The organism is Nostoc sp. ChiVER01, assembly GCF_034531155.1.
Classification (GTDB): Bacteria; Cyanobacteriota; Cyanobacteriia; order Cyanobacteriales; family Nostocaceae; genus Nostoc.
The window spans coordinates 115,155-126,589 of sequence record NZ_JAVRBS010000013.1 but is presented as its reverse complement, the minus strand read 5'-3'; the positions used below and the strand labels follow the sequence as shown (position 1 = coordinate 126,589).

The 11,435-nt window shown below is 42.7% G+C and carries 8 protein-coding genes; 3 read left to right on the top strand and 5 right to left on the bottom strand.

What is annotated here, in order from left to right; genetic code table 11:
* Positions 1–213 precede the first annotated feature (213 nt).
* From RMY00_RS18455 to RMY00_RS18445, 3 genes are all read right to left on the bottom strand, one after another.
* Positions 214–849, bottom strand: coding sequence for an acetoacetate decarboxylase family protein (locus tag RMY00_RS18455; RefSeq protein WP_322648922.1), 636 nt, complete (start codon positions 847–849; stop codon positions 214–216).
* 209 nt (positions 850–1,058) lie between these two features.
* Positions 1,059–2,963, bottom strand: coding sequence for a molecular chaperone DnaK (gene dnaK, locus RMY00_RS18450; protein ID WP_322648921.1), 1,905 nt, complete (start codon positions 2,961–2,963; stop codon positions 1,059–1,061).
* 721 nt (positions 2,964–3,684) lie between these two features.
* A complete protein-coding gene (locus RMY00_RS18445) occupies positions 3,685–4,500 on the bottom strand; it encodes an SDR family oxidoreductase (RefSeq protein ID WP_322648920.1) in 816 nt (271 codons plus the stop codon).
* A 211-nt stretch (positions 4,501–4,711) separates the two neighbouring features.
* On the opposite strand from RMY00_RS18445, the gene RMY00_RS18440 reads away from it, so the two are divergent.
* From RMY00_RS18440 to RMY00_RS18430, 3 genes are all read left to right on the top strand, one after another.
* Complete coding sequence (locus RMY00_RS18440; RefSeq protein WP_322648919.1) at positions 4,712–5,134, top strand: hypothetical protein; 423 nt, start codon at positions 4,712–4,714, stop codon at positions 5,132–5,134.
* A gap of 76 nt (positions 5,135–5,210) precedes the next feature.
* On the top strand, positions 5,211–6,671 hold the full coding sequence (locus RMY00_RS18435; RefSeq protein ID WP_322648918.1) for a HAMP domain-containing sensor histidine kinase: 1,461 nt from the start codon (positions 5,211–5,213) through the stop codon (positions 6,669–6,671).
* Positions 6,672–7,287: 616 nt separating this feature from the next.
* Complete coding sequence (locus RMY00_RS18430; protein ID WP_322648917.1) at positions 7,288–7,956, top strand: AIM24 family protein; 669 nt, start codon at positions 7,288–7,290, stop codon at positions 7,954–7,956.
* Between the two features lie 192 nt (positions 7,957–8,148).
* On the opposite strand, the gene RMY00_RS18425 is transcribed toward RMY00_RS18430, so the two are convergent.
* Both RMY00_RS18425 and RMY00_RS18420 read right to left on the bottom strand, forming a co-directional pair.
* Positions 8,149–9,627, bottom strand: a complete 1,479-nt coding sequence (locus RMY00_RS18425; RefSeq protein WP_322648916.1) for a DICT sensory domain-containing protein — start codon at positions 9,625–9,627, stop codon at positions 8,149–8,151.
* A gap of 270 nt (positions 9,628–9,897) precedes the next feature.
* The gene (locus RMY00_RS18420; RefSeq protein WP_322648915.1) at positions 9,898–11,394 is read right to left on the bottom strand and encodes a UDP-N-acetylmuramoyl-L-alanyl-D-glutamate--2,6-diaminopimelate ligase; all 1,497 of its coding nucleotides are present in this window, start codon (positions 11,392–11,394) and stop codon (positions 9,898–9,900) included.
* Positions 11,395–11,435 lie beyond the last annotated feature (41 nt).

The window sequence follows — 11,435 nt, the reverse complement described above, 5'->3', positions numbered from 1 at the left end:
CCAAACCTCGATATATCAAACTTTTGGGTTTGGGTAGAAAAATTTTTCTGACTTTTTTCTTATTTAGGAACTTCCAAATAACAAAAGTAGGCAAACTTCCGCCATATAGTAATCCGAATTGAAACGTGAGAAAATACGTAGACAAAAACTACGTATTTATAGGCATTTCAGCGATTTTATTTCTCACGAATGATTTAGTATTGCTATAGTCTACTAGATACCCATCTGACCTACAACTTTTGGCGCATCAACCTGCAAACTCATCTGCTCATAACGCACAGTTAACCAGGGCTGACCTAAACCTATTCCAGAAAAAGGACTTTCGGCAGAGATTTCTAACTTAGAACTAATCAAACCCAATACAGACTCAACTTCAGCAGAGAATATCAACAAATCAGCACCCTTGGCGCCAAAAGCAGAAGCACTTAACCACTGTCTCCATGCCAAGCTTTGTTGATTATAGTTAAGACTACACAATTTCCGGTTTTCCTGATGCACAGTAACATGTTTTCCTTGTTTCCAACTAAACTCAGCTAGTTCCTTTGGTAGTCCCCAAATTTCTCGACCACCAGCCACCGAATCAGCATTATCTACATAAATATGGGAAACCCAGCCACCGATTTTGCTTTGGTAATTAACCACAGCTGGGGCAATAATTAACTCACTGTACTCTAGTACTGAGCCTGACCCATAATGAGATAAATAGACACTGGCGAGAGTTTTACCAGGCCATACAGAAATAATTTTTAACTCTGAAGGAATCAAAGGACGCACTTGGTCAACATTTACCAAATGTAGAGTTTGGATAGCATAGCCCTGAAGTGTCCAAGGTGCTTGTGGATATGGCATAAGAAAGTTAGGAGTTAGGAATAAAGTTAAGAATTAAGATTAAGAGTTACCAATATCAGTTTTACTCAAACTTCAAACTCTTGTACGCGATTAATCGCGTCTCCTAACTTTTAATTTATAACTCCTTAAAAAAAATCCCCACTCAGGGGTTTGCCTGAGCGGGTAATATGAGGTGCGACTAAATAATCTTCCCAACAAAAGTAGGGGAATTATTTGCTCTCTGTAAAATCAGCGTCAATTACATCGTCGCCGCTAGCAGAGCCAGATGTGGAACCACTATCTTGTGGTTCAGCACCAGGTGTAGCACCACCACCAGCTTGTTGATAAATATTGCTACCAACAGCAAATAGCGCTTGTTGCAATTCTGGGGTGAGCTTTTTGATTTGCTCATCGTCTTCTTTAGCCACTGCTTCCCGCAGTTCTTTCACCAAACCTTCGACTTTGGTCTTGTCAGCATCGGGAACTTTATCGCCCAATTCTTGTAGTTGCTTCTCGGCTTGGTATGCCAAGGAGTCGGCTTGGTTCTTGCGTTCAATCTTTTCACGACGTTCTTTGTCAGATGAAGCGTTTTGTTCAGCTTCTCTAACCATCCGGTCAACATCAGACTTATCCAGAGTGGAAGCGCCGGTTATGCTGATGGACTGTTCTTTACCAGTACCTTTGTCCTTAGCTGTGACGTTAAGGATACCGTTGGCGTCAATATCAAACACCACTTCAATTTGAGGAACGCCACGTGGTGCAGGAGGAATACCATCTAGACGGAAGGTTCCCAAGCTCTTGTTATCGTTAGAGAATTCGCGTTCACCTTGGAGGACATGAATTTCTACGTTGGTTTGTCCATCTACAGCAGTAGAGAAGACTTCCGATTTCTTGGTAGGAATTGTTGTGTTGCGGGGGATAATTTTGGTCATTACACCGCCCAATGTTTCAACACCCAAAGATAGCGGTGTTACGTCTAACAGCAAGATGCCAGTTACATCACCAGCCAGTACCCCGGCTTGAATAGCTGCACCAACTGCTACAACTTCATCAGGGTTCACACTTTGGTTGGGGTCTTTACCTAATACCTGCTTCACAATCTGTTGCACAGCAGGAATGCGGGTAGAACCACCAACTAACACCACTTCATCAATATCGCCTTTGTTTAACTTGGCATCCCGAAGGGCGTTTTCCACAGGGATACGGCAACGGTCGATTAAGTCAGAGCAAAGTTCTTCAAACTGAGCGCGAGTCAGCGTTGTATCCAGGTGCTTAGGCCCATCCTGGGTAGCGGTGATAAATGGTAGGTTGATTTCTGCTTGGCTAACGCTAGAAAGCTCAATTTTGGCTTTTTCTGCTGCTTCAGTCAAACGTTGTAAAGCTTGCTTGTCTTTCCGTAGGTCAATACCTTCAGCTTTTCTGAACTTCTCAGCTAAGAAATCAACTATTTTTTTATCGAAGTCGTCACCACCAAGGTGGGTATCCCCAGATGTGGCTAGTACTTCAAAAACTCCATCTCCTACTTCCAGCACGGATACGTCGAAGGTACCACCACCAAGGTCAAACACGAGGATGGTTTCGTTACTCTTCTTGTCAAATCCATAAGCCAAAGAAGCAGCAGTAGGCTCGTTGATAATCCGTAGAACTTCAATCCCGGCAATTTTACCAGCGTCTTTTGTCGCTTGCCGTTGCGAGTCGTTGAAGTATGCGGGAACAGTAATTACAGCTTGGGTTACAGTTTCACCCAGATATTTGCTGGCGTCTTCAACTAGTTTGCGAAGAACTTTTGCAGAAATTTCTTCAGGAGCAAACGGTTTACCAGCTATAGGACAATCTAATTTGACATTGCCGTTGCTGCTGAGGACTTTGTAAGAAACTTCCGTAGCTTCATTACTTACTTCGTCGTAGCGGCGTCCGATAAAGCGTTTGACTGAGTAAAACGTATTTTCGGGGTTCATCACCGCTTGGCGCTTGGCGATTTGACCAACCAAGTTGTCGCCATTTTTCGCAAATGCGACTACTGATGGCGTTGTCCGAAAACCTTCAGCATTAGCAATTACTGTGGGTTTACCACCTTCCATCACTGCCACGCAGGAGTTCGTTGTTCCTAAGTCAATTCCAACTACTTTTGCCATTTTAGGTGCTGGCTCCGTATAACTACAAATGAATGAATGAGAATATAAAGGACTAAATTTTGAACCAATAGGGTCAATAAATCAGCCAGTTCAGCATGAATACCTTTGTTTTGGCTTTTCTGGGGTTATAACTCCAGATATGCTGATATATATACTGAAGCTTAGTGTTAGCCAGTCCATGAAGGGTGGTTTCCCGAACCTTGCTTAGGACGGTTAAACTAACTAAACAGTTTTTTTAGTTATTTCATGGATTTATTGCCTTCACTCTGTCTAATGTATGGGAATTAATACTTTCAGTAATTAGGGTGAACCGTAACAGTAGAGTCGTGTTTGCCGCCTTTAAAGGTAATAACTTACAAAAGTACAGAAAATAGAACAAAATTAAAGGACGCGACACCGAATAGCCCGCCGCAAGCATTGCTTCCGTATCCCGTATAATCAGCAGTATTTTGGTATTGAGCATTGCGTATTAGAGAAAATACTACTTAGGGAATCCCAAAAAAGAAATTATACCAATTCGCAATGACGCTCGTTCCTCTCTACGAGACGCTACGCGAACGCGAACGCAATTTGCAATTAAGAAACTTAGATGCAGCAGGACTTTATTGATTTACATCTGTTGCCTCATTTTGGAGAATTGGTATTATCCGATTTCTAGACTTCGCTACAACTCTTCCTCCCCCTGCCTTTATAGCGATGTTTGGAAGTCCCTTAGCGCTCACTAGAGCTTAGAGAAAAGAGTTTCCCAGTTAATAGCAGACGGTCTTTGTCCCTGATTGACTATTTCAAAAATTTTCCTGGAACTACTTGGGTGTAAAAGGCATTCTACACAAGCGTTTGCTACATCAATCCGGCTGGTATCACCCGAAAGTGTATCCCCAGTACCTACTACCACACCGTATTTACCCCCAGTTTTTGCCTTGAGGAGGGTGTTGAGGTCGTATGAGGTATATGGCCCGTCAATCAAGCGTCCTGGGCGGATAATGGTGTAGGATAATCCTGAGTTAATAATGGCCTCTTCGCCTTTCTGTTTGGCATCCAACACGCCAAAAGCATTAAGAACACTAAAAGGAAACTGATTTTTACGCTCAATTCCGCAAGAAGAGACGAAAACGAACCGCTTCAAATTGCGGGGTGCTGCTGCCACTAGGTTGCTTACACCTTGGGCATCGACTTTTGCCGGACTATTCTTTGCTTTTGCTTCACTAGATTTGGGGTTAAGAAAAGTGATTCCCCATTCAATCAAGTTTGGCGATTGCTCAAACTCCCATCGTGCAGAGGGAAAGGCAGTAGTTCCAGTACAACTTATGATATGGCTGACATTTTGTGTTGCGGCTGGCAGTGTAGCTGGCTGGCGGATGTCACCAACGGCAATTTCTACTCTGTGGTTAAACATTTCTTCGGCTTTTTTAGCATTGCGTGTCAAAACGCGAACTTTCAAACCCTTTTCTAGTAACTTGCCTACCACTAGTTGCCCAACTCCACCAGTTGCACCAGCAACTAGTACCAAATCTTCAACTGAATTAAAAGAAGTCATAAAGTGCCTTTGAGATGGTCTATTGTTAATCTACTCAAAAAATGCGTAGGCGTAGCCAGCCGTAGGCATCGCCATAGATCCAGATTAAAGATTTGGCTAATGGTTGTTGACTCTGTAGCTTTCAGACACATATCTGGAAATTTTAAAATCAGGGCAAACTCCCCAAAACTGAATTAGCGCAGTAGCCAGCACTTGAGGTTTCGAGCCAGGAATGAAAATTAGTCAAAAATTAATTTCGGGAATTTTAGGAATAGCTACTCTCTCAGTAATTACTGGTGCGATTAATGCTCATCAACAATTGAAGATAGCTAAGTATATTGCTCAACAAGAGGCTGAAGAAGTTGCTGGACTATTGGGATATTTCGTAAGTCATGAACTTGAATACCACGAAATCGGATCGCGAGATAAGATGCTAGCTGAATTGCAAGAGCATGTTACCTCGCTACATAAGAAACGTCAGCGTGATCTGGAGATTGTAGACATGTATTTCAGCACCGAGACAGGGTGCAGAGTTTGTAATTGCAATCCCGATTCGAGAGGCGAAATCAGCACAATCATCAATCTGCGATCGCACTTAGAGGGGAAATTGCCCCCGAATTGTTCGGTTCTACCACTTTCAACAGTACACAAATAGCTATAACCTCGTAGGTAGTAGTGAAATGTCTACCCTAGACGCTGTTAGTCGCTCTTGAATTAAGGGGTGAAAGCCTGTGTACAAATGGATATTGCCAAGTCTGAGCGAAATCTTGGCCCAAAATCAATCAAGTGTGACTGAATGTTCACCTGCTAAAGCAGAGCGGCAGTGGCGTGTCAGCCTAGTAGCGACAGAACATTTGCTATTAAATACTTTAGCAGACCCTTCAGTTGACACAACCCAAGGATTAGTTTTAGCTGCACCAGCACCTTTATTTAGTCAGCCAAAACTGACTCAAAGCCTACAAACAGTAACTTTTACAGCAAAACCATTTAACCCATTGGCGCTGATGCCATTTCAGATGCCAGATACAATCGCGTCTGTAAATGAAGAAATCGCTCCTCATGAATCGGTACTTTCTTTATTACCTGCCGATCCACTAGGTGCAGAACAATTTTGCTTAGTTTTTACAGAAAAATTTAGTTTAGTACTGGTTTTAGCAACCCACAAAAACGGTAAAAAAACCTTTTCATTTTCTTTTGAGCCAGAAGTCGTGCAGCAGGCTTGGCGATCGCTAGGAGCAAGGGTAATGCTGGCTAATCCAGAATTTTTTGCCCGTCTGGATACTTTAGTACAAGAGTATTCTCCGGTTGCGCCAGATTGCCGCATCATGATTCAGTTTAGCCAGTTGTTGCTTCAAGAATTAACAGAAGCAGAAGAGACTAAGGACTCTCTAATAGGAACTGGAGACAAGGAAGATAAAGAGAATAACCCATGTCCAATCCCCGAAGCCAAATCCCCAAATCCTGATGTGGAATTGCTCCAAGCTTTTGCTCACGAAGTCCGCACACCTTTAACAACTATTCGCACCATGACTCGTCTGCTGCTGAAGCGGCGAGATTTAGATGCCAGCGTGATCAATCGCTTAAAAATTATCGATCACGAGTGTACTGAGCAAATTGATCGCATGGAGTTACTGTTTAAAGCAGCAGAATTGGAAACTACTACCTCAGCAAAATCGCCAAAAACTCAACTCACGCCGATGTCTTTAGATCAAGTCTTGCAGCAGAGCATTCCCCGTTGGGAACAAGCAGCGCATCGACGTAGCTTAACTTTAAATGTTGTTTTACCCCAGCAACTACCAACTGTGGTAAGTAATCCTATGATGCTGGATCAGGTACTTACTGGTTTGATAGAGAATTTCACTCGTAGCTTACCTGCTGGTAGTCATATTCAAGTACAAGTTATTCCGGCGGGAGATCAACTTAAGTTACAATTATCGCCCCAATTTGGATGCAAAAATTCAAGTAAAACCGCTATACCTGCAACGCCACCAATTCGCAAAGCTCTGGGTCAATTGCTGATGTTTCAACCAGAAACAGGTACGATCAGTTTGAATATTGCCGCAACCAAGCATTTGTTTCAAGCGATCGGCGGTAAATTGATTGTGCGTCAGCGTCCACACTATGGGGAAGTTTTGACAATTTTCCTTCCCTTAGAAGTTAGCAATAAACATAAATTAGGAATTGAAACTTAGGAGTGAATATTCAAGAATTGTTTTTCAAAATTATAAATATTCATTCTAAATTAACCTGAGTTCGATAAACCTCTCCCTGCTTTGAACTAAAGTTCAAGTCTGCCCCTCTCGCTCGTCGGAGAGGGACAGGTTTTACGTATTAAAGCTAGGGAAAGGTTTTTTTATTAAATATTATTAATTATACCAATTCAATTAATAATTGCAACACATCCTTGGGTAAAGACGCGATGAATCGCGTCTCTACAAATGGTCTATTTGTCGGATTCTTTTTTCAAATTGGTATTACACAAAATATATCTCAAACTCTGATTTCTCTGTGCCGCGCCAGTTGCTAAAGAGCGGGAACGCTAAGAGCGTAGTTTGAGCTTGCTTCCTTGTAGGGGTACAAGTCAGGGAACTGCAAGAGCGCACTGGTTTCTCTGTGCCTCTGCGGTAGCCTGCGGCAAGCCAAGCGTCCACGTTATTCCTAACTCATGCGTAAGTCTTAAAATAGACTTTGTTTAGCAATCTAATTAAATTTTTATGACTTGTCATCTGTAAAAATAGATGCCAAAAATGTATATAAATTCTAGTTAAAAGCGAAGTATACATTTCTGCAAAAGTCAAAAGGAAAATTATGGCAAGTTTTGAAGTAATTGAAAAAGAAAGCTTACGTTTAGTCAAGGTAACTTTGCAAAACGAAACAGTACGAACTGAATCGGGTGCTATGTACTATATACGTGGCAACATTCAGATGCAATCTAAAGCTCCTTCAGCAGGCGGATTTTTAAAGTCCTTAGCCACGGGAGAAAACATTTTCCGTCCTACATATACAGGCACTGGTGAATTATATTTAGAGCCTTCTTTATCGGGATATCACATTTTAGAATTAGACGGTAGTGAATGGATTTTAGATAGTGGTGCTTATTGGGCTAGTGATGGCACTATAGAAGTAGGAGTTGAACGAAACAAATTTGTATCAGGCTTAATTGGTGGCGAGGGATTATTTCAAACAAAAGTTAAAGGCAGGGGTACAGTTGTGATGGCAGCACAAGGCCCTGTAGAAGTAATAAATTTACGAAATGACCGATTAGTTGTGGATGGAAATTTTGCGATCGCTCGCACAACTAGCTTAAATTATCGCGTTGAAAAAGCTACCAAATCTCTTTTAGGTTCGATGACTTCTGGTGAGTTTCTCGTCAATACTTTTGAGGGAACTGGTACTGTATTGCTGGCTCCTGTACCTTATTGGCAAGTCATGATGCTCCGCCAAATTAGCGCCGCACTACCAAAAACTTCTAGCTAATCGTAAGTCTTTACAGCACAGTTGTGCGATGCCTGCGGCGAGCTACGCCTACGCTAATTTTCTTGAATTTCCGTGGGTAAATCTAGTTATTAGTCATTAGTAGTAATGACTAATGACTAAAATTTTTATAACTCAAATAGGATTGCTATAACACCATAAAGTTAACTCAGGGGAGCATTGTAACGTAACTTATCACTCATTTTCTAATGCGATCGCTTTCGGGGTATCGCCAACGCTTGGCAGTTGTACTGTAAAAGTGGAACCTTCATATAATTTACTTTTCACAGAAATAGAACCGCCAGAGCGCACCAGCAATTGCTGTACAATTGTTAACCCCAACCCAGCACCACCATAATCTTCATTTGCTGCTGTACGCACACGATAAAACCGCTCAAAGATTCTGGGAATCTCGCTTTCGGCAATACCGATACCTGTGTCGCGGAATTCTAATTGGACATAATCGCCTTGAATTCGGGCACGCACCCAAACTTCACCCCCATTAGGAGTAAACTTAATGCTGTTATGCAACAGATTAATCACAATCTGCCTTAGCCCCCCAGTCACACACCAAATAGATGGAAGTTCAGTGGGTACGGTGTAGCCTAGCATAATCCCTTTTTCTTGAGCTAGAGGTTGGTAGGTACTAACTACCCCAGGTACAATATCTGAAAGTCGCACCGGCTCTAAAGCTGTCCCCTCTAAATTACGTTCTAGCTGCACCAGTTCCAACAAACCAGTAATCAGGGAATTTTGCTGATCGCACTGGGTATTTAACATCTGTAAATAACGTTGTCGCTGGGGGGGTTTAAGATTAGGAGAATTCAATAATGAAAGTGCTGTCTTCATGTGCGTCAAGGGTGTACGTAATTCCTGACACACATTTTTTAAGTATTCATCTTTAAGTTGCTCTTTGTTTTGTAGTTCTTGATTTTGTTGCTGCAACTTGGTAGTGCGTACTGCGATGATTTGACGATTAATTTCATCTTGTCGCAGGAGTTGTTTTGCAAACAGTTGATTCATCAGTACGCCTTGGGGTGCAATTGGACAAATAAAACCAACAGGTATTGGGGAGGATTCCGGCGTAATCGCTTGTTCCATACCATTTAATACTTGCTGAATTACTCTCCCCTCAAGAGAATTTATAATCAGCAACGGCTGGTTTTTATTAGTATTTACCTTGCCCGATATTTTATTTTTGTGTTTTTTAAGTGGTCGATGAGCCAAAATTAAACTGCAAAACTGGGGCGATAACACCATCAGAAAGTTTTCCCGTCGCATTTGGCTATCTGGTGATAGGTGAACGGGGACATGATGAGAGAAGGAGGGGGATAAAGAAGATGAGGGAGATGAGGAAGATAAGGGGGTATTTTCTTCCCCTACTTCCCCTGCTCCCTCATCTTCTCTTTTTTCACTCTCATCAATCTGGCAAGTATAAATGAGACTAGACGCACCTACCGAGGATTGATAACGCGCTAGTTCTGATTGCCAAATTTTTTCTGGTGGTAACTTCACCCATAAAGTGGCTGCAATTTGCTGCTCAATTAGTAAGTCAATTTGCGCTCTCACCAGTGATAGCAGAGTAGCAGGACTGAGGGACAATGGTTTAGGAGGCGCTTGCACTCCCATAACTAGTTGATAAACAGACAGATCCTTAGCCAGAGAAACATTCATGAGTTAAGCACAACTTGAATGAAGCAAGAAATAACTCTGTCTTCGATTTTCACCTTTATGTGTGCATTTTTTACAAAAATCCCACCGAAATAAACATTAACTATAAAAAACTACACTTACGAGGGAGTGGAGAGTGGGGGATGAGGCAGCAGGGGAGGCAGGGGAGCAGAGGGGACAAGGTGACATAAGTTTAGAACTTGCAACAAGTGTTTCCCCTTGTCCCCAATTCTCATTGTCCCCAAGTCCTCTTTCCCATGCCCAATGCCCAAATTAATGTATGTTCAGTCTTTGGTGTAAAGCGTCGCGTGCGTGTTCTCGGTCGTCAAAATGGATTTTTTCAGTGCCGAGAATTTGGTAGTCTTCATGACCTTTACCAGCAAGTAACACTCCATCACCGGGTTGTGCTTGTAAAATTGCGGTACGAATTGCAGTAGCCCGATCGCAAATTACAGTTGGTTGTACTGTATCAGCAATTCCCGCTAAAATATCTTGCAAAATCCTTTCTGGGTCTTCAGTCCGAGGGTTATCTGATGTCACTACTGCAACATCAGCTAACTCAGCCGCAATTTTACCCATTTTTGGACGCTTGGTGCGATCGCGATCGCCGCCACAACCAAACACACAAATCACTTTACCAGGTATAAACGGGCGTGCAGCTTTCAGCAGATTTTCTAAACTATCGGGGGTGTGGGCATAATCCACAATCACGCTAATATCTTGGTCAGCATCAATTTGTACCCGTTCCATCCGTCCGGGAACTCCGGGAAACTCAGGTATTACAGACGCTACTAACTGCAAATCTAGCCCTAAGTGTAAAACTGCTCCTACGGCTGCAAGAAGATTTTCTAAATTATATTGACCGACTAGTGGCGATCGAAAAGCTACATCACCTTTTGGTGTATGTAATGTACCACTGACACCATTTGGTTGGTAACTTAAATCACTCATCCATAAATCGGCGCTGTTGTCGTTTACACTGTAACTCCAAACGCGCTCAGAATCTAACGAGGCAATTAACCGCTTCCCGTAAGAATCATCAGCATTAATTATTGCTCGTCCCTTGAGATAATTAGGGCTAAATAACAACGCTTTGGCGGCAAAGTAATCTTCCATGTCCCTGTGATAATCGAGATGGTCTTGGGTAAGATTACTGAACACCGCCACATCAAATTCACAGCCCAACACTCTACCTTGGGCCAAAGCGTGAGAACTCACTTCCATCACCCCGAACTCACTACCAGCCTTTACAGCCTCTGCTAACTGCTGTTGCAGTTCCACCGCAAAAGGCGTAGTGTGGGCAGCAGTTTGCTCAAAACCTGCCCAACGAGTGTAGAGAGTTCCCATTAAAGCTGTAGCTAGATTAGCTTTGATGAGCAGAAATTCAATCAGATGAGTAGTTGTAGTTTTGCCATTTGTACCAGTCACACCCACCAGTTTGAGTTTTCGCCCAGGATAACCGTAAAAAGCACTGGCTATCTGGGCACAAGCTTGAGTTATGTTACTTGCACTAATGACCACAGCCTCATTTGTGGGAGGATTTTTTTGTGCTGCTTCGGGAGAAACGATCGCAGCTACAGCCCCGGATGCGATCGCACTTTGCCAAAATTCTCCACCATCAACCCGCGTTCCTGGCATCCCAATAAATAAATCTCCCGCACTACAAGCATGGGAATTCGTCTTCAAACCCCTAACTTCTAAATCTTCCATCGGATGGCTAGGCAATTGTTCAACACTGTCTACCGCCGTTAGTAATTCCCGCAATTTCATTTTGTGAACCTCGTCACCTTCTTAATCTTGCGCTTATTCTG

Excerpts from the sequence above, each read along its gene's own strand:
- RMY00_RS18455 (WP_322648922.1), bottom strand. The coding sequence starts at position 849 with ATGCCATATCCACAAGCACCTTGGACACTTCAGGGCTATGCTATCCAA.
- RMY00_RS18425 (WP_322648916.1), bottom strand. The coding sequence starts at position 9,627 with ATGAATGTTTCTCTGGCTAAGGATCTGTCTGTTTATCAACTAGTTATG.
- RMY00_RS18445 (WP_322648920.1), bottom strand. The coding sequence starts at position 4,500 with ATGACTTCTTTTAATTCAGTTGAAGATTTGGTACTAGTTGCTGGTGCA.
- RMY00_RS18420 (WP_322648915.1), bottom strand. The coding sequence starts at position 11,394 with ATGAAATTGCGGGAATTACTAACGGCGGTAGACAGTGTTGAACAATTG.
- RMY00_RS18430 (WP_322648917.1), top strand. The coding sequence starts at position 7,288 with ATGGCAAGTTTTGAAGTAATTGAAAAAGAAAGCTTACGTTTAGTCAAG.
- RMY00_RS18440 (WP_322648919.1), top strand. The coding sequence starts at position 4,712 with ATGAAAATTAGTCAAAAATTAATTTCGGGAATTTTAGGAATAGCTACT.
- dnaK (WP_322648921.1), bottom strand. The coding sequence starts at position 2,963 with ATGGCAAAAGTAGTTGGAATTGACTTAGGAACAACGAACTCCTGCGTG.